This is a genomic window from Chitinophagaceae bacterium (assembly GCA_016710165.1).
GTDB lineage: Bacteria > Bacteroidota > Bacteroidia > Chitinophagales > Chitinophagaceae > Ferruginibacter.
The window spans coordinates 1780855-1806530 of record JADJLJ010000001.1 but is presented as its reverse complement, the minus strand read 5'-3'; the positions used below and the strand labels follow the sequence as shown (position 1 = coordinate 1806530).

Annotated in this window: 25 protein-coding genes; 16 read left to right on the top strand and 9 right to left on the bottom strand. The window is 46.5% G+C overall.

Annotated elements, in window-relative coordinates; all coding sequences use genetic code 11:
* Together IPJ02_07805 and IPJ02_07800 are read left to right on the top strand one after the other, a co-directional pair.
* Complete coding sequence (locus IPJ02_07805; protein MBK7375451.1) at positions 1-630, top strand: response regulator transcription factor; 630 nt, start codon at positions 1-3, stop codon at positions 628-630.
* Positions 631-737: 107 nt separating this feature from the next.
* Positions 738-1109 (top strand): response regulator transcription factor, encoded by a 372-nt coding sequence (locus tag IPJ02_07800; protein ID MBK7375450.1) that lies wholly within the window; start codon positions 738-740, stop codon positions 1107-1109.
* 170 nt (positions 1110-1279) lie between these two features.
* Here IPJ02_07800 and IPJ02_07795 read toward each other — a convergent pair whose 3' ends face one another.
* From IPJ02_07795 to IPJ02_07765, 7 genes are all read right to left on the bottom strand, one after another.
* Positions 1280-3067, bottom strand: a complete 1788-nt coding sequence (locus IPJ02_07795; protein ID MBK7375449.1) for a long-chain fatty acid--CoA ligase — start codon at positions 3065-3067, stop codon at positions 1280-1282.
* Between the two features lie 26 nt (positions 3068-3093).
* A complete protein-coding gene (locus IPJ02_07790) occupies positions 3094-3372 on the bottom strand; it encodes a 2TM domain-containing protein (protein ID MBK7375448.1) in 279 nt (92 codons plus the stop codon).
* A gap of 83 nt (positions 3373-3455) precedes the next feature.
* Positions 3456-4454, bottom strand: a complete 999-nt coding sequence (locus IPJ02_07785) for a tetratricopeptide repeat protein (protein ID MBK7375447.1) — start codon at positions 4452-4454, stop codon at positions 3456-3458.
* Between the two features lie 36 nt (positions 4455-4490).
* Entirely contained in the window at positions 4491-5738 is a 1248-nt protein-coding gene (locus IPJ02_07780) for a DUF1015 domain-containing protein (GenBank protein MBK7375446.1), read from the bottom strand.
* A gap of 39 nt (positions 5739-5777) precedes the next feature.
* The gene (serC, locus tag IPJ02_07775; GenBank protein ID MBK7375445.1) at positions 5778-6845 is read right to left on the bottom strand and encodes a 3-phosphoserine/phosphohydroxythreonine transaminase; all 1068 of its coding nucleotides are present in this window, start codon (positions 6843-6845) and stop codon (positions 5778-5780) included.
* A 126-nt stretch (positions 6846-6971) separates the two neighbouring features.
* Complete coding sequence (locus IPJ02_07770; GenBank protein ID MBK7375444.1) at positions 6972-7952, bottom strand: S1/P1 Nuclease; 981 nt, start codon at positions 7950-7952, stop codon at positions 6972-6974.
* A 78-nt stretch (positions 7953-8030) separates the two neighbouring features.
* The gene (locus IPJ02_07765; GenBank protein MBK7375443.1) at positions 8031-8648 is read right to left on the bottom strand and encodes a DUF502 domain-containing protein; all 618 of its coding nucleotides are present in this window, start codon (positions 8646-8648) and stop codon (positions 8031-8033) included.
* 166 nt (positions 8649-8814) lie between these two features.
* Here IPJ02_07765 and IPJ02_07760 point away from each other — a divergent pair, with 166 nt between their 5' ends.
* The 9 genes from IPJ02_07760 (at position 8815) to IPJ02_07720 (ending at position 18939) form a co-directional block, all read left to right on the top strand.
* A complete protein-coding gene (locus IPJ02_07760; protein MBK7375442.1) occupies positions 8815-9456 on the top strand; it encodes a TetR/AcrR family transcriptional regulator in 642 nt (213 codons plus the stop codon).
* A 13-nt stretch (positions 9457-9469) separates the two neighbouring features.
* Complete coding sequence (locus IPJ02_07755) at positions 9470-10741, top strand: TolC family protein (GenBank protein ID MBK7375441.1); 1272 nt, start codon at positions 9470-9472, stop codon at positions 10739-10741.
* Between the two features lie 137 nt (positions 10742-10878).
* Positions 10879-12111, top strand: a complete 1233-nt coding sequence (locus IPJ02_07750; GenBank protein ID MBK7375440.1) for an efflux RND transporter periplasmic adaptor subunit — start codon at positions 10879-10881, stop codon at positions 12109-12111.
* 60 nt (positions 12112-12171) lie between these two features.
* Positions 12172-15729 (top strand): efflux RND transporter permease subunit, encoded by a 3558-nt coding sequence (locus IPJ02_07745; protein MBK7375439.1) that lies wholly within the window; start codon positions 12172-12174, stop codon positions 15727-15729.
* Positions 15730-15854: 125 nt separating this feature from the next.
* Complete coding sequence (locus tag IPJ02_07740) at positions 15855-16646, top strand: TIGR00266 family protein (protein MBK7375438.1); 792 nt, start codon at positions 15855-15857, stop codon at positions 16644-16646.
* Between the two features lie 140 nt (positions 16647-16786).
* Complete coding sequence (locus tag IPJ02_07735; protein ID MBK7375437.1) at positions 16787-17122, top strand: winged helix-turn-helix transcriptional regulator; 336 nt, start codon at positions 16787-16789, stop codon at positions 17120-17122.
* Positions 17123-17151: 29 nt separating this feature from the next.
* Positions 17152-18009 carry an arsenite methyltransferase gene (locus IPJ02_07730; protein ID MBK7375436.1) on the top strand — a complete coding sequence of 286 codons (858 nt, stop codon included), beginning with the start codon at positions 17152-17154 and terminating at the stop codon, positions 18007-18009.
* Positions 18010-18093: 84 nt separating this feature from the next.
* Positions 18094-18540 carry a GNAT family N-acetyltransferase gene (locus IPJ02_07725; GenBank protein ID MBK7375435.1) on the top strand — a complete coding sequence of 149 codons (447 nt, stop codon included), beginning with the start codon at positions 18094-18096 and terminating at the stop codon, positions 18538-18540.
* A gap of 3 nt (positions 18541-18543) precedes the next feature.
* Positions 18544-18939 carry an arsenate reductase ArsC gene (locus IPJ02_07720; GenBank protein ID MBK7375434.1) on the top strand — a complete coding sequence of 132 codons (396 nt, stop codon included), beginning with the start codon at positions 18544-18546 and terminating at the stop codon, positions 18937-18939.
* Between the two features lie 52 nt (positions 18940-18991).
* Here IPJ02_07720 and IPJ02_07715 read toward each other — a convergent pair whose 3' ends face one another.
* Positions 18992-19753 carry a Bax inhibitor-1/YccA family protein gene (locus IPJ02_07715; GenBank protein ID MBK7375433.1) on the bottom strand — a complete coding sequence of 254 codons (762 nt, stop codon included), beginning with the start codon at positions 19751-19753 and terminating at the stop codon, positions 18992-18994.
* Between the two features lie 106 nt (positions 19754-19859).
* On the opposite strand from IPJ02_07715, the gene pheS reads away from it, so the two are divergent.
* The 5 genes from pheS to IPJ02_07690 all read left to right on the top strand — a co-directional run bounded on the left by pheS (position 19860) and on the right by IPJ02_07690 (position 24488).
* A complete protein-coding gene (gene pheS, locus IPJ02_07710) occupies positions 19860-20882 on the top strand; it encodes a phenylalanine--tRNA ligase subunit alpha (GenBank protein ID MBK7375432.1) in 1023 nt (340 codons plus the stop codon).
* Positions 20883-21016: 134 nt separating this feature from the next.
* Positions 21017-21868: a 3-hydroxybutyryl-CoA dehydrogenase gene (locus IPJ02_07705; GenBank protein ID MBK7375431.1), complete on the top strand. Its 852-nt coding sequence runs from the start codon at positions 21017-21019 to the stop codon at positions 21866-21868.
* A 77-nt stretch (positions 21869-21945) separates the two neighbouring features.
* Positions 21946-22572, top strand: a complete 627-nt coding sequence (locus IPJ02_07700) for an NAD-dependent epimerase/dehydratase family protein (GenBank protein MBK7375430.1) — start codon at positions 21946-21948, stop codon at positions 22570-22572.
* Positions 22542-22922: a hypothetical protein gene (locus tag IPJ02_07695; protein MBK7375429.1), complete on the top strand. Its 381-nt coding sequence runs from the start codon at positions 22542-22544 to the stop codon at positions 22920-22922. Before IPJ02_07700 ends, IPJ02_07695 begins: the two co-directional genes overlap by 31 nt.
* 45 nt (positions 22923-22967) lie before the next feature.
* Positions 22968-24488: a carboxypeptidase-like regulatory domain-containing protein gene (locus tag IPJ02_07690; GenBank protein MBK7375428.1), complete on the top strand. Its 1521-nt coding sequence runs from the start codon at positions 22968-22970 to the stop codon at positions 24486-24488.
* Between the two features lie 16 nt (positions 24489-24504).
* Here the strand turns inward: IPJ02_07690 and IPJ02_07685 are convergent, their stop codons facing one another.
* The gene (locus IPJ02_07685; GenBank protein MBK7375427.1) at positions 24505-25449 is read right to left on the bottom strand and encodes a UDP-3-O-(3-hydroxymyristoyl)glucosamine N-acyltransferase; all 945 of its coding nucleotides are present in this window, start codon (positions 25447-25449) and stop codon (positions 24505-24507) included.
* Positions 25450-25676: the final 227 nt, after the last annotated feature.

Genomic DNA, 25676 nt, shown 5'->3' with positions numbered 1-25676 from the left:
ATGTTGCGGATCTTAATAGCAGATGATCATACCGTTGTACGCAAAGGCCTGAAGCAGATCCTGCTGGAGGAATTTACCAATGCCGTCATTGATGAAGTACCCGATGCGGAAGAACTGATAAAAAAGGTGATGGCAGAAAAATGGGATGTGGTGGTAAGCGACCTTTCCATGCCGGGCCGCAGCGGGCTGGATGCCCTGCAGCAGATCAAGATCAGCTTTCCCGAACTGCCCGTGCTTATCCTGAGCATTCACCCCGAGGAACAATATGCCCTGCGTGCCCTGAAATCAGGTGCAGCCGGTTACCTCAGTAAAGACACGGCCCCGGACGAACTGGTGAAAGCAGTTAAAAAAGTATTGCTTGGCAAAAAATATATTTCACAATCCATTGCCGAAAAACTGGCCGACTCCTTTTCTTCCCCTGCAATAAAACACCCGCATGAAACCCTCAGCGACCGGGAGTTTGATGTGATGAAACTCCTGGCCAATGGAAAATCCGTATCCGATATTGCCGAAATGCTTTCTTTAAGCGTTACCACCGTAAGTACCTACCGGGCAAGGGTTATGGCAAAAATGAACCTGAAATCCAATTCAGACCTTACCAAATACGCCATTGAACATAAACTGATCTAGGGTTCTTCACCAGGCGCAATCCTGTAGTATTAGCCCTACAGCATCAACCATGCTTCAACTACACACAGCCCCACGTAAATGAATAACTTGCCGGCAGCTATTACCTTATGCCTAATACTAATGGACAATCTATATTAATTGTAGATGACTCAGTATTGATCGTGCAACGGATCAGGGGCATATTGAAAGACGTAAAAAACATTGGGCAGGTATTTGCCGCAGGCAGTTACAATGATGCAGTGAAGATCTTAACAGAAGAAAGTCCCGGTATCGTATTGCTCGATATCCAGTTGCCTGGCAGGAACGGGCTGGAGTTATTGAGGTTCATTACCAGGGATCATCCCGGTATAAAAGTGGTGATGATCAGTAACCACACCAGTGAGTATTACCAGCGGTTGTGCAGGAAGACGGGAGCGGCTGGGTTTATCGATAAGTCGAAAGACTTTGATCTTATACCCGGGATATTGGAAAGTATATAAATCAAGATATTGATACTATGATTAACCCCGATGTATTAATGGCCTTATAACTTAATGAAAAATCAACCTTACTGTTTTATCCAGGTTCCTTGAATGAATGTACTTACAGGCATGAGTAAACCAGCCGGGGATCCCGATCAATAATTTTAATCAGGATCCCCGGTTTTCTTTTAGTTGTATAACCGGTCAATGGCCGGTTTGTATTTTTCCATGATCACTTTGCGCTTCAGTTTCAGGGTGGGAGTAAGTTCACCGCTTTCGATGGTCCATTCATTGGGCAGCAACTCAAATTTCTTGATCTGCTCCACGTGGTTGAAGAACTTATTGAACGAATCAACCAGTTCCTTATACAGGTCCAGCACTTTTGGGTTATGAACCGCATCTTCCGCCGTGGTAAAGGCTATTCCCTTATGCTGCATCCATTCTTTTAAATTGGGTATGGAAGGAACGATCAGGGCGCCTACAAATTTCTGTTCGGCACCCACCACCATCATCTGTTCAACAAAGGGCGATTCTTTCATTTTATTTTCGATGGGCTGCGGCGCCACATATTTCCCGCCGCTGGTTTTAAAGAGTTCTTTCTTCCGGTCGGTGATCTTTAAATAGATCCCGTCCTCAAAGATGCCGATATCACCGGTATGCAGCCAGCCATCAATGATGGTTTCGGCAGTCAGGTCGGGCCGTTTGTAATAGCCCATCATCACGCTGGGGCCTTTAACACATATTTCGCCGTCGGCTTCCAGTTTTACTTCCTGCCCTTCTATCACCGGGCCAACGGTCCCGAATTTTGTTCCTCCCCGGGCCTTCCGGTTCACACTGATCACCGGGCTGTTCTCCGTGGGCCCATAGCCTTCATAAATGGGGATCCGGGCAGCGGTAAAAATGCGTATCAGCCTTACCTGGCAGGCTGCCCCGCCGGTTACAATAAGCTCAATGTTCCCGCCCAGCGCTTCCCGCCATTTGCTGAAGATCAGTTTATTGGCAAGGGCCAGCTGCATGTTGTACCCGATACCTTTTGGCCGGATGTTATCATACTCGTTGGCAAGGCCCACCGACCAGTAGAATAATTTTTTCTTTATACCCGTAAGCTCAGCGCCCTTTGCCATTATTTTTTCATAGGTTTTCTCCAGCAACCGGGGCACCGTGGCAAATAAAGTTGGTTTTACTTCTTTCAGATTTTCGGCAATGGTATCCAGGTTTTCCGCATAATAAATGGAGATGCCGCTGATGATGTATATGAATGAGATCATCCGCTCAAAAATGTGGTTCAGGGGTAAAAAACTCAGCGCACGTGCATTGGTGTTCTCTTCAAACGGGAAACTTTTTACCGAATTGATCACATTGCTTACGATGTTGCGGTGACTGAGCATTACTCCCTTGGGTGTACCGGTTGTGCCGGATGTATAAATGATGGTGGCGCAATGTTCGGCCCGGATACCTTTCTTTATTTCCTCCACTTTTGCAAGGTCTGCATCCGTAATATCTTCCAGGAGTTTTTTCCAGCGGTTCACTCCCGGCAGTTCATCAAAGCTGTAAACATTGATAAGGCTTGGCACCCGGTCACGTATGTTGCTCACCTTGTCTGCTATTTCCTGCCCGCTTATGAAAGCATATTTTACAGCAGCATCGTTGAAAATGAATTCCAGTTCATTGATGTTGGTGGTGGGATAGATGGGGCAGATGGCTGCGCCGATCTGCTGGCAGGCCATGTCCAGTATCAGCCATTCGGGGCAGTTCTTTGAGATGAGTGCGATCTTATCCTGGTTCTCTATCCGCATGTCATGGCCGCTTATGCCCAGTTTCATCAGCCCGGCACTCAGCTGGTTGATGAGCTGTTTTACTTCGGCGGTGCTGGTTGGTACCCATTGCCCGTTCTCCTTTCCGCAAAACATATCCTTTTTAGGGAACCGGTTCAGTTGGTAGTCTACAAAATCAAATATTCTTGAATTTTCATTCATAAGCAATCGTTGGTATTAAGCAAGGTTTATTTGTTCCCGTTCTTCAGCTTTTCATATTCCCTTTCCGCCAGGGTATCTTTATCTGTTTTATAGGCTTTGATGAATTTGAATACCAGGCCAATGCCCAGGCCCAGCATCACCCAGAGGGGCCAGGGGGTTACATCCGTGAATCCATGGCGCCCGCTGGTAAAGAACCAAACGGCCCAGCAAATAACGGTGATCACGATAAACCCGATAAGGCTGTCCTGGAAATCGGCCCGGCGTTTGGCGATCTGCCATAATTTTTCATCGCGTTGCTCTTCCATAAAGAATATTTTATAGACAAGTTAATAAAAAAACATCACTTGCACCCATACGGACAGGGTGCCAGCAGGACCATTGAACGGGATCAATGATAATATTGGCCGGCCCCCATCCTGAACACCCTGTTTTTCTGGAAACGGCTCAGTTCGCTGTATTCCTTTGTATGGGCGTTTATCCAGTTTTGATAAGCGGGCAGGTTTTGAGCAGCAGCAAATAACCACTGGTTGTAGGCATCAAATAATCCATCCTGCAGCAACTGGCGTTGCAGGTCGAAAAGCCTGTGCGGGAATTTATTGGCATGTGAGGCATACCAGTCTAAAATGAACCGGGTCCGTATCATCGTAAGTGTTTCGGCATTGATGCCGGCAGATGCAACGGAACTTTGTTTGTTCATGGTATTTAGAAAGGCAGCCACAAAACTGTTCTTTTCCGGGTTGTGTTTTTCCAGGTTGGCATCGGTAAATAATTTTTTATAACCCTCCAGCAGGATATTTTTCATTTCGGGGGCGTATGCATTCAGGGGGTCCATATTCAGGAACACTTCCCCATAAAGCAGGCTCCATACCTTGTCGGTGCTGAAGTAATAATACTTGGCTGCATTGTAATAATTGCCCGCAAACCCCGGATCGGATTCGATGCCTTTTTCCCATTGTTTTATTGCTGAAAGATCTCCCTGCGACCAGAGTATCTTTCCCAGTTCATTATACAGGACGCCGCTGCCGGACAGTTTTTTAATTCCCCTCCGGTAAAGTTTTTCAGCTTCTTTTACCTGCTCGAGCGCCAGGTATGAATCGCCTGCGATCTGGAAAAACTGGTCATCTGCATTATCCTTATCCAGTAAGGGATTCAGCACATCCAGCGCTTTTTTATAGTCTTTGGAAAAATAATAATTGAGTGCAAGGTCCTTGGAGATCTCCATGTTCCCCGGCTGCAGGGCCACGGCCCTGTTCAGCACGATGATGGCATTGGAGTGATCTCCCTGCTGCATATAAGCCCTGGCGGTCTTATGCAGTTCGGCTGCATCCTGTGCTGTCAATGACAGGTGGACCAGGACAACAGCAACGGACAGAAAAAGTTTTTTCATTCAGTATAAAATTTAGAATAAGCCAGATACGCCCTCTTACTCATTACCTGCATTTGCATTGTCGATCAGGTGTGTAAGCAAACCATCCCTCAGTTTGGGTTCAAACCAGGTGCTCTTTGGGGGCATCACCTTGCCGCTGTCGGCTATGTCAAACAGTTGCTGTATGCTCACCGGGTGCAGGCTGAATGCCACGGCCATTTCGCCGCTGTCTACTCTTTTTTCCAGTTCGCCCAGTCCGCGGATGCCGCCGACAAAGTCGATCCGTTTGTCCGTACGCTGGTCCTTTATATTCAGAACCGGGTCTAATAGATTATCCTGCAGAATGGTTACATCGAGTATACCGATCGGGTCGTTGCTGTAACTGCCTTCATTGGCAGTTAGCCGGTACCACTGGCCATTTAAATACATTCCAAATTCATGCAGGTTGGCTGGTGAAAATGCCTTGTCTGCCTTTTGTACCGAGAATTTATTCCGGATGGCCGATAAAAGATCCGCTTCATTCAAACCGTTGAGGTCGGTTACCAGCCGGTTGTAATCCATGATCTGCAACTGGTTTGACGGGAACAGGGTGGTAAGGAAATGATCAGCGCCTTCCTGTGCATTGCTGCCAAGTGCGGCCCTCACTTTGGCTGCTGAGGCAGCCCGGTGGTGGCCATCGGCAATATAGGTGCACGGAACTTTCTCTTTGAACAGCGATGATATCTTTTCAATGGTATCGTCATCATTCACGATCCAGATGGTATGGCGGATATCGTCGTCTGCCGTAAAATCATACACCGGGCTTTTTTCCTTCCATTTGTTAATGAGGGCATCGATCTCAGCCACATTTCGGTAGGCCAGGAAAACATTGCCTGTTTGTGCGCCGGTTATTTTGATATGGTTGATCCGGTCCTTTTCTTTTTCCGGCCGGGTGAATTCATGTTTTTTGATCAGGTCATTCTCATAATCATCCACCGAACTTCCGCAAACAAGCCCTGTCTGGCTCCTGCCGTTCATTACCAGTTGATAGATATAATAACAGGGTTTGCTTTCCCTGAACAGGATCTTACGGCTGATGAAGGCTTCCAGGTTCTCCTTTGCCTTATCATAAACCTGCTGTGAGTGAATATCGGTCGTATCCGGTAAGTCTATTTCACTTTTGGTGATGTGTAAGAAACTGGCGCTGTTACCCCTTGCTTCCACTTTGGCTTCTTTGCTGTTGAGTACATCGTACGGACGTGATGCCACTTGTTTTGCCAGTTCTGCCGCAGGCCTCAATGCTTTAAAAGGATGAATCGTTACCATGTTCCGTTTGGTTATCAGTTGTAAATGTATTGAAATTGTTTAAGCATGCTGCAAGGCAAATTCTTTCATCAGCCCGGCCAGTACCTGTACACTGCCAAGCGGCAATGCGTTGTAAAGCGAAGCCCTGAATCCGCCAACCAGCCGGTGTCCCTTGATGCCGACGATGCCGTTTTCTTTGGTGAACTGCAGAAAGGATTGTTCCAATGAAGGGTCATTCATCACAAAGCAAACATTCATCCTGCTCCGGTCTTCCTTATTTGCGGTTCCGGTAAAAAGAGGATTTTCATCGAGGGCTTTATAAAGTAATGCAGCTTTTTCATTGTTCCGTTTCTCCATCACCGCAACACCGCCCTGGTCTTTCAGCCAGCGTAACGTGAGCATGCATACATAAACGGCAAATACCGGCGGAGTGTTCAGCATCGAACCTTCCCTGATGTGGTTGCGGTAATCCAGTATGGTGGGAATGGTACGTTTTACTTTTCCTAAGATGTTTTTATTCACTACCAATAAATTCACACCTGCTGCTCCCACATTTTTTTGTGCGCCGGCATAGATGAGGTCGAAGGAATTAAAATCAAGCACCCGGCTGAGTATATCGCTGCTCATGTCGGCCACCAGGCTGTTGCTTGTTTTTGGGATCTGCTGCCATTGTGTACCGTAGATGGTGTTGTTGGTGGTGATGTGCAGGTATTTTGCGTCATTGGGTACGGCAAAATCTTTCGGGATATATGTAAAATTGCTTTCCCTGCTGCTGCAAACCACTTCCACTTTGCCAAAGAGCTTTGCTTCTTTGATGGCTTTGGTGCTCCATACGCCGGTATCGGTGTATGCGGCTGTTTCTTTATCATCCAGCAGGTTCATGGGTACCTGCATGAACTGGGTGGAAGCGCCCCCGTGGAGGAACAACACTTCATGGTCATCATCCAGGTTCATTAATTCCCTGACCAGGGCCCTTGCTTCATCCATCACATCCTGGAAAATGGGGGTACGGTGGCCGATCTCTAAAATGGATAAACCGGTATCATTAAAATTGAGGATAGCCTGTGATGCTTCTTCAAAAACAGTTTTGGGTAAAATGGACGGACCTGCATTAAAGTTATGAACCATGCCCCCCGGCCCCCTTCCTTCGGCGTCGCTCAGGATTTTGGAATTTAAAACACTCATGTTTAAAATTTGAAGGGCAAAAATACCCAAAACGTAACAAACCTATAAGGTTTTTAAAACCTCATGGGTTTATTGTTCTTCCCTCCCGATCATTTTTGCGCCGGATGCCCATTGTACATTGAGTTGTTCAAATTCTTTCCGGTCGGCTTCGGAGAATTCCCGGCCGCCCAGTCCTTTCAGGTCCGGCTGGCCTGCATTGACCCAGGCCGTGTACCAGAACGAAGCGATGGTAAAGACCGATTGCCGCATCCGGCGTTCGGTCATGCCGTTTAGTTTAGTATGGTATGCTTTTGTAAAGGCAGAAGAATATTGACGGATCAGCTTCCCGTTTCGTTCTTCAAAAGCATATTTTTTATCATCCCGGAACTGAAGGGAAAGCTCCCGTTCAAAGCGTAATACAGAATCTGCTGCTTTGGCGCTTTCCAGGACCCGTTTCCAGATAAAATCACCGGGGTTCTTTATATACTCCGCTTTGCCGATAAAGAAATCGAATTCTTTTTCTGCAAGCAGTTCCGGCACCCGGCTTTCCCAAAAACCATGGATCCCCTTTTGGTTGGTGAACTGACCATTGTGGTTGCTGCAGGCATGCAGGGGCACATGTGCATCGGAAATATAATGACCGATCTCTGCACTGGCCTTCATGACCAGGGGGAAGTTCTTTGTCTTGAAAGCTTCCGTCAACCGGTACAGCATGGTTTGAATATGCCAGGGTACAATGCCGTGCCGTTTCAATGAGTCTTCACCGAACCGGGCAACCGCATCATCCCATTTCCGGGGCAGTGCGTCATACGGGTACGCACCGTACTGGTCTATGTCAATATAATGCCTTGGCCCTTCTTCCGGCACTGCATACCTTCTCTTATCGGGGTCAACGGCATGTTCGCTGAGGAAGACGATGTTGGGTTTATACAGAAGCATCATTTCAGGCGGCAACAGAAAAACAGCATAATAATTTATTTTCTGATGGGCATAGAATCCCCAGCAGTATGCCGGGTAATTCAACAGCAGTAGAACGAAAGGAAGAAAGCAGTACCGGATGGCTTTTTTCATTGTACACGATTGAGTCGTCTCAAGTTGAATCAATCATTCCGGCTTTCCCTGTTTTTTTTCCGGTTAAAGTATGGTGTTTTATTTTTTTGCCTCATCTTCATCGATGTCGGTAACCCCACCGCTCACGGCAAATTTCATGGTTTGTGCCGCCGTGATATTTGAGATCGGCTTCACCCGGTTCTTTGGTATCACGTACACATTTCCGGCAACAGAATAGGCCATGGGGATATAGACGGTGACGTATTCATGCAGGCCAAAATCCTCCATTTCCTCCCGGGTCACAAAACCAAACCGCCATACATCATTGTCGTCTACATTGGCAAGTACGTGCTTGGTGAATTTCTTATTGTCTCCCGCAAAGGCTTCAAAAAAATCACGGGTGGTGGAGTAAATATGCTTGATGCCCGGGGTCCTTTCCAGCAGTTTGTCGAAAAAATTGAGGATGCGGGTGGTAATGAAAAAGGAACTGAAATACCCGATCACAATGAGCGCCACGATGATCAGCAGGAAACCGATCCCGTAGTTCTGCACACGCACCACGCCCTGGGCATCCGTATAAGTGAAGATGGGTATCAGGTTGTCGATGGTGGTGACCGCCCAGTATATAAAGTAGGCGGTGATGGTAACCGGGCCCAGTATCAAAAGCCCCTGCAGAAAGTATTGCAACACCTTCTTATAGTGAAAATTCCTGGTCATGATGGTTCATTTTATGTATCAAAGATAACTGATTGGGTTCCCTTTTTCTAAGCAGTGAAAAACAGGCTTTTACATTCACCACGGTTAATTTTTTATTATGAATGGCAAAAAAAGATGATGGAAACTTTGGTTACATTAAAAGTTTCCATAGTTTTGTGCCCCGATTATGATAATACCAGATACAAAACAACGCATTCAGAAAGCAGCCCACGACCTGGTGATGCAGTACAGTATCCGCAGCGTGAGCATGGATGATATTGCCGCCAATCTCGGGATGAGTAAAAAGACCATTTACCAGTACTTTAAAGACAAGGACGAACTGGTAGAAGCGGTGGTGGATGATGTGATCATTACCAACCAGTGTGAATGCAATGCCGACAGGGACAAGGCCGAAAATGCCATCCATGAAATATTCCTGGTGATGGACATGATGGCCGAAATGTTCAAAACGATGAACCCCTCCATCCTGTTTGATATGCAGAAATACCATCCTGCTGCATTCCGGAAATTCATGAAGCACAAGAACGAGTTCCTCTACAATGTTTGCAGGCAGAATGCAGAACGGGGGTTAAGGGAAGAATTGTACCGCCCCGAAATAGCCATCGACATTCTGTGCAAGTACCGGGTGGAAACGATGTTCATCCCCTTCAACCCGGAGTTTCAGCAGGGCCTCAAACACAGCCTGGCCAAGATACAGGATGAGATCATCGTTCATTTCCTGTTTGGGTTGGTGACCCTGAAAGGATATGAACTGATATTGAAGTACATGGAACAAAAAGCCAAAACAGAGATAAAAAATGACAAGTAATAAAATAGCGGCGATGAAAAAAATAACGAAGTACAGCCTGTTCATGCTGGCCCTGCTGATGCAGAACAAGGATATGAATGCACAAAAGATAAATTCCTTTACGGCGCAGCAGGCGGTGGATTATGCCAAACAGAATTCCGTGCAGGTAAAAAATGCCTTACTGGACATACTGATCCAAAAACAGGTGAACCGGGACGTTACATCCATTGCCCTGCCGCAGATAAACGGTAGTGCATCCATTACCCGGAATATTGATATCCCGGTACAGACCATACCGGATTTTATAAGTTACCAGGTATACGATGTACTGAAGAACGAAGATGTACGGGATGCCGGCGGTAATCCCATAACAGTTCCTTCCGGCGGCTTTAGCAACCTGCTTTTCCCTTTCGGGAATCCCTGGAATGCAAATGCCGGGGTTACCTTAAGCCAGATCGTTTTTGACGGCCAGGTGTTTATTGCATTGAAGGCACGTAACGGAACCATCAGTTTGCAGGAACGGATCGCTGAACTGACCGAAGAGGGTATACGGGCCAATGTATATAAAGTGTATTACCAGCTGGTTGCCGGAAAGGTTCAGATCGGGTTGCTGGATGCCAATATCAGCCGGCTGGAGAAACTAAAGCACGATGTTCAGATCATGTTTGATAACGGCTTCACCGAAAGAATAGATATTGATAAATTATCTGTACAGATCGCCAACCTGCAGACAGAAAAGCTGAAAGCAGATAACATGCTCCGGAACGGTTACTCGGGATTAAAACTGTTGATGGGCATGCCGATAAAAGACAGCCTTGTGCTCACCGATACCCTGGATGACAACCAGGTGAAGGAAGGCGTGCTGGAGGCCAGCCAGTTCAAATACAGCGACCGGAAAGACTACCAGATAGCTGAGGTAACCAATAAACTCAATGGATTGAATGTAAGAAGGTATAAGCTCAGCCAGGTCCCAACTTTCCTGCTGGTTGGCGGTTACAGCAAGCAGGCGCAGCGAAACGAGTTTGATATTTTCGGCAAAGGCGACTGGTTTACCAGCTCGTATATCGGGTTGCAGATGAAGGTTCCCATCTTCAATGGATTTGCATTGCAGGCAAGGAAGCAACAGGCAAGATTGCAATTGCAGAAAACGCAAAATCAAACAGAAGCATTGAAGATCAGTATCGACCGGGAAGTGGAGAGTTCAACGAATAATTTTATTGCTGCCATCGCCACCATGGACTTTCAAAAGAAGAACATGGCGCTGGCAGAAAAGGTATACAACCAGACAAAAAGAAATATGAAATAGGCACCGGCTCTGCCACCGAGATCAATACGGCACAGCTTGACCTGAAAACCGCACAGACCAACTACATCACAGCCCTGCAGGATGCCATCATTGCAAAGGTTGATTTCTTAAAGGCAACCGGAAAACTTTAATACTAAATGACCAACTATATACAGATGAAAAAAGCAACACAAATAACCATTGCCCTGTCAGCGATACTGCTCATGGCATCCTGCAACAACAGTAAAAAGGACAACGCCGCCATCATCAATGACAAAAAGGCTGCCATTGAGAAATTGAAAGTACAAAGTGCAAAGAATGAAGAGGAGATAAAAAAACTGCAGGCTGAACTGGAGAAGCTTGACAGCAATTCGGCCAATACAGCTAAGATCAAATTAGTAGGTACAGCAGCAGTCACTACCCAGGACTTCAAGCATTACATCGACCTGCAGGGCCATGTGGATGCGGAGAATATCTCTTACATATCTCCCCGGGGAATGCCTGGCCAGGTGAAAGCCGTATACGTGGTGCAGGGCCAGTATGTAAAGAAAGGCCAGTTGTTATTGAAATTGGATGATGCCATCGTTCAGCAACAGGTAACGGCCGCCAAACAGCAAGCAGAAGGCATTAAAACACAACTGAGTTTTGCCAGGAACATTTACCAACGCCAGAAAAATCTTTGGGACCAGGGTATTGGCACCGAAGTGCAGCTGATCTCTGCAAAGAATAATGTGGAAGCACTGGAGAACCAGTTGAAATCAGCAGGTGAACAGGTGCAGGTGGCCGTGGAGCAAATGAAGACCACCAATGTATACAGCGATGTGAACGGGGTGGCGGATATTGTGAATGTAAAAGTGGGTGAAACTTTCCAGGGAATGACAGCGGCTGGTCCACAGATAAAGATCGTGAACACCAGCAACCTGAAAGTGGTGACCAATATCCCGGAGAATTATCTTACCCGGTTACATAAAGGTTCGGTGGTTGAGATCAGCATACCGGATGCCAATAAAAAAGTTACCTCCAGCATCTCGCTCATCAGCCAGTCCATTGATCCAACATTAAGGGGCTTTATTGCAGAAGCAAAGATACCCGTTGATCCTGCTTTAAAACCCAATCAATCGGCTATCATTAAGATACTCGATTACGCAGCACCCAATGCGGTGGTGATCCCGGTGAATACGGTACAGAGTGATGAGAACAGTAAATACGTTTACCTGCTCACCAGGCTCAGCAATGGTAAAACCGTGGCAAAAAAACAACCCGTAGTGATCGGTGAAGTATATGGTACGAATGTGGAGATCAGGTCAGGACTGAAAGCAGGCGATGAACTGATCACTGAGGGATACCAGAATATTTATGACGGTCAGCTGATCAGCACCACGATAAAATAATTGAGTACAATGTTGTAAGAGACGAAAAGATAACTAACGGAGGATTACTAAAATAATTTTATGAGTTTTATAGAAGGAGCAAAAAGAAAATTTAAAGAATTCGGTCCAACAAGCTGGGCGATCAATAACCGTACGGCAGTTTACATCATTGCGATCCTGATCTCGGCTTATGGGTTGATAACGTTTAATACACTTCCTAAAGAGCAGTTTCCCGACATCGTGGTACCCACCATCAGTGTAACTACGGTCTATGTAGGCAACTCTCCCAGGGATATTGAGAACCTGGTGACCAGGCCCATTGAGAAACAACTGAAGGGGATCAGCGGTGCCAAGGTAAAAAAGATAACCAGCACTTCGCAAACGGACTTCAGCCTGATCGTAATTGAATTTGATACCGATGTGAAGACAGAAGTGGCTAAGGTAAAAGTGAAGGATGCCATTGACAAGGCAAAGTCAGACCTGCCCACGGACCTCACTTCTCAACCGAATGCACAGGAATTCGCTTTCAGCGAAATGCCCATTATGTTCGTAAATATCAGCGGTGATTACGATGGCATCAAACTGAAGAAATATGCCGATAAGATGCAGGATCACTTTGAAGAACTGCCGGAGATCACCCGTGCTGAAATTGTGGGTGCCCCCGAAAGAGAGATACAGGTAAACGTGGACCCATACAAAATGCAGGCTGCCAGGATATCGTTCATGGATATTGAGAATGCCATCAGCCGCGAGAACCGGGATATTACGGGCGGTCTGCTGGAAGTGGGTGACATGAAGCGTACCATCAAGATCAAAGGACAATTCACCAGCGCTTTGAACCTGCAGGATATTGTGGTACGAAGCAGTGCCCGGGGAGCATCTGTTTATCTGAAAGATATTGCCGAACTGAAAGATACCATTAAGGAAAAAGAAAGTTATGCCCGGCTGGATGGGAAAAATGTGATCACCATAAACATAGTAAAACGTGCCGGCGAAAATCTGATAAGTGCTGCCGGAAAAGTGAAAGACATTGTTACCGGGATGAAAGACGAGGGGGAATTACCCAGGGACCTGAAAGTGGTCATCACTGGCGACCAGAGCAAGGCTACGGCTACTTCCTTCAATGAACTGATCAATACCATCATAATCGGGTTCATACTGGTGTTGGTGGTATTGATGTTCTTCATGGGTGTTACCAATGCCTTCTTTGTGGCGTTGAGTGTGCCGCTGAGTGTGTTCGTCGCTTTCCTATTCCTTCCGGTGGCCGACTTCGTGGTTGGTACTTCTGTAACACTCAATTTCATTGTGTTGTTTGCATTGCTGTTCGGGTTGGGAATTATTGTGGATGATGCGATCGTAGTGATTGAAAACACCCACCGTATTTATAGTAATGGTAAGATGCCGATCATCCGGAGCGCCAAGGAAGCGGCCGGTGAGATCTTCATCCCGGTACTGGCAGGTACGGCAACCACGCTGGCGCCATTCTTTCCGCTGCTGTTCTGGAAGGGGATCATCGGTAAGTTCATGATCTACCTGCCCACGATGCTGATACTTACGCTGGCAGCATCACTGATCGTGGCGTTCATTTTTAACCCGGTGTTTGCCGTAAGCTTTATGAAACCCGAGGGCAGGGAATTTGATGAACCTAAAAAGGCATTGTTCAAAAAGCCGTATTTCTGGCTTTCTGTGATATTTGGCGTACTGCTTCATTTTGCAGGATGGCATGGTTTTGCAAACTTCCTTTTGTTCATGGCATTGCTTAATATACTCAATCGCTTTGTATTCAGGGATATCATTCATTATTTCCAGAACAGGGTATTGCCTGGTTTAATGCGGCGTTACGAAACATTATTACGCTGGGTATTGCATGGCCGCAGGCCGATCTGGATGCTGGTGAGTTTATTCATTCTGTTCCCGGTGGCATTTGGTTTATTGGTGTTGCGGGGTAATGACAGGACATTCTTCCCGGACGGCGATCCCAATTTTATATATGTGTATTTAAAAATGCCGGTGGGTACCGATGTAAAAGTAACGGACAGCGTTACACAAGTTCTTGAGAAAAGGGTTTACAAAGTGCTGGAAGCAGAAAAACCCGGAACCGAGGGCAGCATCGTGGAAAGTATCATCGCCAACGTGGCCAACAGTGCAAATAACCCACGCAGTAATAACCGCAGTGTACAGCCTAACCTGGGAAGGATACAGGTTTCGTTTGTGGAGTTTGAAAAGCGGCATGGCAAACACACCAAACCTTATCTTGACGAGATACGGAAACAAATGGGAGGAATTCCCGGCGCCAGTATTGAAGTGGCAAAGGAAGACGGTGGCCCGCCAACCGACCCCCCGGTTAACATAGAAATTGTGGGAGACAGTTTTGAAGAAATTTCAAAAGTGGCCAGTAACCTGTCTAATTATCTCGACACCAACCAGATCTATGGTATTGAAAACCTGAAAATGGATGTTGACCTGAACAGCCCGGAAATAACGATAAACGTTGACAGGGAACGGGCCATGATGGAAGGATTGAGCACCGGTCAGATAGGTTCGGAAATACGTACTGCGGTATTTGGAAAAGAAGTAAGCAAACTGAAAGAGGGAGAGGACGAGTATAAGATTCAGTTACGTTATGCAGACCTGCAAAGAAAGAATATCACCGATGTGATGAACATGCGTATCACATTCATGGATATGAATACCATGATGATAAAATCAGTTCCGGTGAGTGCAGTGGCTACGATCGACTATACCAATACATCCGGCGCCATCGCCCGTAAAAATGTAAAGCGTACCATCCAGCTTCAGTCGAATGTGCTGGATCCAACCATGACCGGCGAGATCAATAAAAAACTGGCAGATAAAATTGCCGACTTCAGGTCAAAGAACAAAATACCCGATAATGTCATTATAAAACAAACCGGGCAGGGAGAACAGGAAGCGGAAACGAATACGTTCCTGGTTACGGCATTCTTCCTGGCGCTGGGACTGATATTCCTGATACTGGTCCTGCAGTTCAACTCTATGAGCAAACCATTCATTGTGTTGACAGAAATATTCTTCTCCGTGATCGGTGTTTTGCTGGGTTATGCTTTTACGGGCATGACCATAGCCACCATCATGTTGCTGGTAGGGGTGATCGGCCTGGCAGGCATTGTGATAAAGAACGGTATCCTGTTAATTGAATTTACGGATGAATTGCGTGGAAGGGGAGTAAAAACGAGAGAGGCTGCGATACAGGCGGGAAAGATCCGTATCATCCCGGTGTTGCTGACAGCCCTGGCTACCATGCTGGGATTATTGCCGCTGGCCGTTGGGTTCAATATCAATTTCATCTCTTTCTTCCAGCACCTGAATCCGCATATTTTCTTCGGGGGAGACAGTGTGGTGTTCTGGGGGCCGTTGAGCTGGACGATCATATTCGGGTTGATATTCGCCTTCTTCCTCACATTGATCATGGTGCCAAGCATGTACCTGATCGCTGAACGGTTAAGAAGGCCGATGGAAAAATTCTACGGCACAAAGTATATTGCCCTGCTGGGTTTTTCCGGTCCGTTCTTCTTCATATTTGCAGGTATCATGTATTTAGTAAGAAAGATACAGGGCAAAAAGGTATGGAACGGAACATTGAAAGAAATGAGGTCCTGAAAACCGGTGAGCTGGTTTTTAAAATGCTGTCCCACCTTTGGCGGGACAGCATTTTATTTCCATTCATCCTGATTTAATGGTTCCATTTTATGAACAGGCCTTAACTTCACAAAAAAAATCAAGCCATGATATCAAATCACGAAATCGACTACAGGATCTACGGGGAAGAACTCCAGTTTGTGGAAATTGAACTGGACCCCAATGAAACAGCCATTGCCGAAAGCGGCGCTTTTATGATGATGGACAACGGTATCCAGATGAACACCATCTTTGGAGACGGAAGCCAGCAGCAGGATAACGGCATACTCGGTAAATTATTCAGTGCCGGCAAAAGATTACTGGTAGGGGAAAGTTTATTTATGACCGCCTTCACCAATGTGGGACAGGGAAAAAAGCGGGTAAGCTTTGCAGCGCCTTACACAGGAAAGATCATCTCGTTTGACCTGAGCCGGTTGGGGGGTAAGATCATCGCACAGAAAGATGCTTTTCTCTGTGCAGCAAAAGGGGTGAGTATCGGTATTGAGTTTCAACGAAGGCTTGGCACCGGAATTTTTGGCGGGGAAGGATTCATCATGGAAAAGATCGAGGGCGATGGAATGGCATTTGCACATGCAGGCGGGTACGTAGTAGAAAAGGAATTGCAGGCCGGCGAAATATTGAAAGTAGATACGGGTTGTGTGGTTGCCTATACCGCAGGGGTGGATTTTGACATTGAATTTGTGCGGGGGATCAAGAACTGGATGTTTGGCGGGGAAGGATTATTCTTTGCCAAATTGCAGGGACCGGGAAAGGTCTGGCTGCAGTCACTGCCCATCAGCCGCCTGGCGGGCCGCATCATGCAATACGGTACGTATAAGCGGAAGGAAGAAGGAAGTATTTTAGGGGGGCTGGGTAATTTGTTGGACGGAAGAGAATAAATTTTCTAAAAAAATTTCATTCCCCGGGACTTCATTTCCAGGGATTTAGTAAAAGTCAGGTCAGCCGCCTGACTTTTTTTATGGAAAAAATTTGGCGGTCTGAATTCTTTTATCGTATATTTGCGATATAAAATAAAAACATGGCCATTCACAAAAAAGAAGAATTCTCCCAAAAGGAACAGGACCTGGCCGCTTTTGCCAAAGCGCTGGCTCACCCGGCCCGCATTGCCATTCTTAAATTACTGGCACAGCGGAATGAATGTATCTGCGGTGAACTAGTGGACGGGTTGCCCCTTTCGCAATCCACCGTATCCCAGCATTTAAAAGAACTGAAGAATGCCGGGCTCATTGACGGAAATATTGACGGCCCGAGAAGCTGTTACTGCATCAACTGGAAGGCCTTTGACAAGTTCATGGGCGAATTCAGCTTCCTGTTCAATAAACTGAAAGTACAGAACGAAAAAGCCTGCTGCTAAAATAAATTTCAACACTAAATAATAATGTCATGAACAACGAATCTCAGATCAAAGAACTGGTAAAAGAAAAGTATGCCGCCATTGCGGAGCAGGACAAGGATCAGAATGCCGCTTCCTGCTGCGGCGCCACATCCGCCTGTTGCGGTGATGAGGTCTATAACATAATGGCAGATGATTACACAAAACTGGAAGGCTATAACCCCGATGCCGACCTGGGCCTTGGATGCGGCCTGCCAACCGAATTTGCAAAGATCAAAGCCGGTGATACGGTGATCGACCTGGGCAGTGGCGCCGGCAACGATGCGTTTATTGCCCGCAGGATCGTGGGGGAGAATGGAAAGGTACTGGGGGTTGATTTTACCGAAGCCATGATCAAAAAGGCAAGGGCCAATGCCGAAAAACTGAACTTTAACAACGTGGAGTTCAGGCTGGGCGATATTGACGATATGCCGGTTACCTCGGGTTATGCCGATGTGATCGTAAGCAACTGTGTATTGAACCTGGTGCCCAACAAATACAAGGTCATCAGCGAAATTTACCGGGTATTGAAACCAGGCGGTCATTTTTCCATTTCGGATATTGTACTGGAAGGGGAGTTGCCCGCCAAATGGAAAGAAGTGGCAGAGCTCTATGCAGGTTGTGTTTCGGGCGCAGTTCAAAAACAGGTGTACCTGGAAATGATCAAAGAGGCCGGGTTTAATAACATCACCCTGCAAAAAGACAAGACCATAAATATCCCGGACGATATTCTTGCCAATTACCTCAGTGCAGAGGAGATCGCAACCTATAAAAAAGGCAATACCCGGATCACCAGCATTACGGTATATGCTGAAAAGCCTGCGAAGGATGACCGGAAATGCTGTGAACCCGGGAGCGGATGCTGCTGAAAAACAAAATTATCTCCTAACCGCTCCGATAAAAGCCCGTCCCGATCAAAGTCGGGGAAAGGATTGCGGACAAAAAGTAAAGCCATGAAAGAAGCACCAACAGTTTCATTAAAGATCGTAGTAAGCGAAAAAGAGAGGCAGCAAGCAATTGGTTTATTAACGCAGCAGCAGTTACCCGTTTCTGATATCACAGAAGATACCCTGCTGTATGTATTGCTGGATGGAGAAAAAATGATCGGTACGGCGGGCCTGGAAATATTTGATGACTGTGCCCTGCTCCGCAGCGTAAGCGTGATAAAGGAGGCGCAGGGAATGGGCCTGGGCAGGATCATCAACAACGGTATGGAAAAGTATGCAAAGGAAAGCGGCATTAACTGCCTCTATCTGATCACCACCACAGCAAAAGACTTTTTTGACCGCCAGGGATATTGTGCAATTGACCGGGCAGCAACACCCGGAAGCATAATGCAGACAGCGCAATTCACTGCGCTCTGCCCGTCAACCGCAGTGGTAATGAAAAAACGTATATAACGAATGAAAAAGAAGATCCTTTTTGTCTGCATCGAAAACAGCAACCGTAGCCAGATGAGCCAGGCATTTGCCAAAATACTGGGCGGGAATGATGTGGAAGCCTACAGCGCCGGCAGCAAACCCAGCGGGCTGGTAAATCCCAAAGCCATTGCAGCCATGAAGGAATTAGGGTATGACCTGGGTACGCATGACAGCAAAAGCCTTGATGAGGTAAAGCAGTTTGCTCCTTTTGATGCCGTGGTTACCATGGGTTGTGGCGATGCCTGTCCCTGGATGCCGGCAAAGAAATTCATCGACTGGCAGATACCCGATCCGAAGCACATGGAACCGGAACAGTTCAATGAGGTAAGGGACCTTATTTCGGGTAAAGTAAAAGAGCTGTTGAATGAGCTAAAATAAAAAAGGTCGTCCCGCCGCAGGCGGGACGACCTTTTTTATTACTTGAAGCAGATTATTTTTTACTGATCTTGGATAACAGGCGCAGTATCTCCAGGTATAACCAGACAATGGTCACCAGTAATCCGAAAGCGCCGTACCATTCCATGTATTTGGGAGCGCCCAGTTCAACACCCCGTTCGATCATATCAAAATCCAGGATGAGGTTCAGTGCAGCGAGAGCAACAACGAAAACAGAAAAACCTATTCCCATGGCACTGCCTTCATGCAAAAAAGGGATCTGGATACCAAACAGGCCAAGCACGATGGCGATCAGGTAGAAAATGGCGATGCCGGCGGTGGCTGTTATGATGATCGCTTTGAATTTAGCAGTGGCTTTTATTATCCTGAAACTGTAAAGCAGGTACATGGCAATGGCGGTTCCGAAAGTAAGGCCGATGGCATTGATGACAATGCCGGGAGCCTGTTCGGCAAAAGCATATTGATAATACGCGGAAATTGCGCCAAGGAACAGTCCTTCCAGCAAGGCATAAGCCGGGGCCAGGTATGGCGACCATTCTTTTTTAAACATCAATACAATGGCCACCACCAATCCGCCAAAAGCGCCAATATAAATAAGGGGTTGAACATTTCCCCCCTCCGCAAATTCTTTCCAGGAATAAAAGGAGGTGCCCAGCACCATCAAAAACAAAAATCCGAATTTCTGCAGGGTGCCTTTTACGGTCATTGCATTTTCGTGGGTTACCACATCCGCAAGTACGGTATCCTTGAATCTTTTTTCAGATAAGGCGGGATTACCTGATTTAAACAGTTCCATATTATTAAATTTTGGAGATAAAATTAAAGGTTTATCACCTAAAAAAACGTTATTTCTTCCCATTTGGTATGTACGCTACCGGCCACAACTTTCTTATCTTTGCGGCATGGAACAGTTGTTATCACAGATCGAAGAGCTGAAAAAAGAAATTGCGGCTTATCACGACGGCGATGCCGAGACCTTTCGCATTAAATACCTGGGTACAAAGGGCCTCGTAAAAGCCATGATGGGTGAAATGAAGAATGTGGCGGCTGAAAATAAAAAAGAAGCCGGCCAGTTATTGAACGAATTCAAACTCTTTACTGAAGAAAAATATACCGAACTAAAATCGCGATCGGCCAACGGCCAACAATCAACGGCCAACGAAATTGACCTCACCCTTCCCGGTGACCCGATGCCTTTGGGCAGCCGTCATCCCATCAGCCTGGTTAAGAACCGGATGATATCGGTTTTTCAGCGGCTTGGATTTGCGGTGGCCGAGGGGCCGGAGATCGAAGATGATTTTCATAATTTCACCGCCCTTAATTTACCCGAAAACCACCCTGCCCGTGATATGCAGGACACGTTTTATATCTCACAAAACCCCGATTGGTTATTACGTACGCATACTTCCAGTGTGCAGGTACGTGAAATGGAAAAAGGAAAATTGCCCATCCGCATCATTTGCCCGGGACGTGTTTATCGCAACGAGACCATCAGTGCCCGGGCACATTGCTTCTTTCACCAGGTAGAAGGATTATATATTGCCGAGAACGTTTCCTTTGCCGACCTCAAACAAACCCTTTACTTTTTTGTGCAGGAGATGTTCGGCGAAACGGTGAAGATCCGTTTCCGGCCCAGTTACTTCCCGTTCACGGAACCCAGTGCAGAAATGGACATCAGTTGCCTCATTTGCGGTGGCGAGGGATGCAGCGTTTGTAAGCGAACAGGCTGGGTGGAGATATTGGGTTGCGGCATGGTGCACCCGAATGTGCTGGAGAACTGCGGCATCGACAGCAACAAATACACCGGCTTTGCCTTTGGCATGGGCATCGAACGGATAACCATGCTCAAATACCAGATCAGGGACCTGCGCCTGTTCAGTGAGAATGATGTACGGTTTTTAGATCAGTTTACAGGAGCGGTATAACGTCATTACGAGGGAGGAACGACCGAAGTAACCTGTTGATGGGACAAACATTTGTTCATTGGTCATCATCGTTGTTCCGATAACTATCGGAACTCACTTGTACCGTATTTCTCTATTCAGCAATAAAAATATAAATGGCTCAATCAATAAACAGCATCTGCGTCATCGGTGCCGGCACCATGGGAAGCGGCATTGCTCTGGCTTCGGCACATAGTGGCTTTTATACGTTGTTGTTCGATATCAATAACGAAGTACTGGAAAAAGCAAGGGCCTCCGTTCAAAAGAACCTGCAGTTCCTGGTTGACAAACAAAAAATATCAGCCGGGGAAAAAGAAAATGTTATCAACCGCATTCAGTTCATCACCGATACCAACGATTGCCTGGCCGATGTGATCATAGAGGCTATTGTTGAAAAGCCGGAGGCCAAAGTGGCCATCTTCAATCAACTGGCAGAAGTAAATCATGCGGAAGTGATCTTTGCCAGCAACACTTCTTCTCTGTCTGTTTCCCAGATACAGGCTAAGGTCATGCACCCGCAACGGGTGGTTGGCATGCACTTTTTCAATCCTGCCCACATCATGAAACTGGTGGAAGTGGTAAAAGGAGAACAGACATCAGATGCCGTTGCCAAAGCCATTTATGACCTTTGCCTGCAGATGAATAAAACGCCGGTGATGTGTAAAGATGCCCCGGGTTTTATCGTGAACCGGGTTGCCCGTCATTATTACCTGGAAGCGATGAAACTGGTTGAAACAGGTGTTGCAGGCATTGAAAATGTAGACGACATCATGGAGGCAACGGGTTTTAAAATGGGACCCTTCCGTTTGATGGACCTGATCGGAAATGACATCAACCTGGCTGTTTCTCAGTCACTGTACGAAGCCAGTGGATTTGCTGAACGTTTTAGGCCATCACCTTTACAGCAACAAAAAGTTGCTGATGGAGAACTGGGCAAAAAAACGGGGAAGGGTTATTATTCCTATTAAAAGAACGGCCTGCCTGCCGGAAGGCAAGTTGGTTTATCTTCGTAACCAGTCATCACGTAAAAATCTCAAAATAATATATGGTGCTTGTAACCGGCGGTGCAGGTTTAGTTGGGGCAGAACTTATCAGGCAACTGCTGGATAAGGGAAAAAAAGTCATTGCTCTTTACAACAAAACACCGTTACCGGATTTTGGTTCCACCAACCTGGTACAGGTGCAATGCAATATATTGGATGTGACCGGCCTGGAAGAAGCCATGCAGGGAGTGGAAGAGGTTTATCATTGTGCTGCCATTGTTACGTTCAATCCAAAGCGCCGGAACGAGATGTACAAGATAAATATTGAAGGAACCGCCAACGTGGTGAACGCTGCGTTGGATGCGGGGGTGCGGAAAATGGTCTATGTAAGCTCTGTTGCCGCACTGGGCCGCATCCGGGAAAAACAGGTGATAAATGAAACCATGAACTGGTCGGAAGAGACCAGCAACAGCGCCTACGGCCAAAGTAAATTCCTGGCCGAAATGGAGGTCTGGCGTGGTATCGGCGAAGGGTTGAATGCGGTGATGGTGAACCCAACGATCATATTCGGACCCGGCGACTGGCACAGCGGATCTTCGGCCATCTTTAAAAATATTTACAACGGATTTCCCGGTACCCGGATGGTACAACCGGTTTTGTGGATGTGCGGGATGTGGTTGCTGCTATGATACAACTCATGCAAAGCGATATTTCTGCTGAACGGTTCATCATCAGTGCAGAGAACAGGAGCTACCGGGAAGTTTTTGACCTGATGGCAAAAGCATTTGGCAAAAAGCCCCCGTATAAAAAAGTTACTCCCCTCCTGGCAAAGATCGTATGGCGCTGGGAAGCTATAAAAAGCATGATAACGGGAAATGACCCATTGGTGACAAAGGAAACTGCTGCCACCGCGTTGACAAAGGCCAGCTTTGATAACAGCAAGCTGAAAAAGTTCCTCCCCGGGTATACCTATCGCAGCATTGAAGACAGTATTATTGACACCTGCGCCGCATTTCAACAAAAACTTAACAGCCGTTGATGTAAATTAGCGGTTCACAATACGTTTGATCCAAAAGAATACCTGATGAAAAAAATCACCTTTAGCCTGCTGGCATTTTTTGTTCCGGCCTTATCTTTTTCCCAATCCTATTTTATTGCCAAAGGGAAGATACTGGATGCAGTTACAAAGCAACCACTGCAGGCGGCATCGGTATTTGCCGAAAACACCACGTTGGGGACCGCCACAGATGCAGATGGAAGTTTTTCATTGTACCTGCCCAACGGCGGGTATAACCTCGTTATAACATTTACCGGTTACCAGACGGAAACAAAACGCATCACGTCCGGGGATGATGGCAATAACTCCATTTTGATCGAACTGGGGCAAAAGGAAAAAGAACTGGAAGATGTGGTTGTCAAGGCAAGTTTTGAAGTAAAGGACGGGTGGGAGAAATACGGTGATTTTTTCCTGGAAAATTTTATTGGAAAAACCACCAACAGCCGGCTGTGCAGTATCAGGAACAGAGAAGTGCTGCACTTCTTTTATTATAAAAGAAAGAACCGGCTGAAGATACTGGCCGATGCACCGGTTGAAATAGTGAATGATGCATTGGGGTATTCCGTTAAATATACACTTGATTCCTTTACGCATGAGTATAATACACAGGTGAGCCTTTATACCGGGTACCCGTTGTTTAAGGAACTGGAACCCGCAAACGAAGAGCAAAGGAACACCTGGAAATCAAACCGGGCCACTGCATACAATGGCTCCATCCTCCACTTTATGCGCAGTATGTACCGGAAAAAACTGAAGGAAGAGGGTTTTGAGATACAGTTTCTGGTGAAGGAGAATGAAAAGGAAAGAGCCATCCCGCTGAAGAATTTTTACAGCGCGGTTAATTATAAGATGGATGATACGGCCAAAACAGTTGCGATCGTACCCAACCAGAAAGAGGTGGCGGTTCTTTATAAGGGGGAAGAGCCTTCAAAATTATTCCTGGAGGCAAACACGGAAGCGTCGGCCAAATTCCAGCTTTCGGTAGTGTCATTCCTTCCGAATGAGTCCCTGGAGATCGAACAGAATGGCTATTACTATGAACAGAGTAACATAACCATCACCGGTTACTGGGCATGGGAGAAAGTGGCCGATATGCTGCCCTATAATTTTTCAGACACACCGGGACCGGCTGTGACAAAAGAAGAAGTGGTAACGTCCCCTTCTGTTGTACCACAACTGGAGACCCGGTCAGCAGACCCTCTTACCGGCCTGGCCTGGAAAACGGAAGAAAGCCGGATAATGGAGGGCAATAATGTTTCGTATTACAAAAGGGGCGGACAGGAGAACACGATCAATCTGGATAATGATCTTTACAGGTTCAACACAGATAATACAGGTACCTGGACGTTCAACGGGCAGGATTATAAATTCACCTGGAATTACAGCAATGCGGAAAGAACAAAGATCCGGATGATCATGCAATATCCCACGCCGCTTATTGTAAACCTGGAGAATATCGTGATCAGCGCCACAGCATTTTCCTATACACGGCTGCAGCAGGCCAATGGAGTGAATTTAATGGCGATCGAAACAAGGACAGTAAAATAAGGACCGGGATGTAATTTTATTTGCCCATTACTTTTTCCCATAGCTCCGGTATCCGTTTTACCCAAACCAGTTCCTTCATCTTTTCCCTGGCATCTTCAATGGGGCTGCCAAAATAAACCTTTCCGCCTTCGGTATCTTTTCCAACACCGCTCTGGGCATAAATAACGGCATTGGCACCAATGGTCAGTGTTTTGCTTACACCAACCTGTCCCCAAAGCGTTACACCGTCTTCCAGTGTTACCACACCGGCGATACCAACCTGCGCAGCGATCAGGCAATTCTTACCGGTTACGGTATCGTGCCCGATATGGATCATATTATCCATCTTGGTTCCCCTGCCAATGATGCTGTCGTGGCTAACGCCGCGGTCAATGGTGCAGCCGGCGCCAATTTCCGCATCATCTTCTATTATTACCCGGCCGCAACTGGGCATTTTTTTGTACCAGAGTTCCCGGTCTTTTTTCGTGTTATAATAAAAGGCATCACTGCCGATCACCGTTCCTGCCTGGACGATGACATTGTTGCCAATGATGCAATGGTCCATGATGCTCACGTTGGGATGAATGATGCAGTTCTTTCCGATGCGTACATGATTGCCGATGAATGCACCGGGATAGATGAATGTCCCTTCCCCGACCACCGCCGAATCACTGATCATTTTACCGGCCGGTTCAAAAGGCCGGAAGTGGTTTACGATTTTGCAATAGGCTTCAAAAGGATTTTCTACGATCAATAGGGCTTTTCCTTCCGGTACATCTGTTTCTTTGTTTATGATGATGAAACTGGCTGCACTGTTCAGGCACGTAGCATAATATTTCGGATGATCCACAAAGACCAGGTCGCCTTCTTCAACTTTGTGAATTTCATTGATGCCGGTTGCCTGGGCATTGGTGTTGCCAACTAATTTTGCCTGGATGAATGTTGCGATCCATTGCAATGAAACAGGAGAAGGGAATTGCATACACTAAAATTTTCCCAAAGGTACACTGCTTTGCTTTTAGTTGTTTTTTCGGGAAAAGCTGTAAAAACAGCTTTTCGGTCAGCTTTTGTAAAAATATTTTTTCTGTATTTCCGGCCGGGAAAACGGAAGGTAAAACGGGTTACCGGATCAACATTACGAAAGAGAAATTTTCAATTTGCAGTGAGTAGCAATGCATAAAATAAAAATACGGTCTTCTGAAACACCAG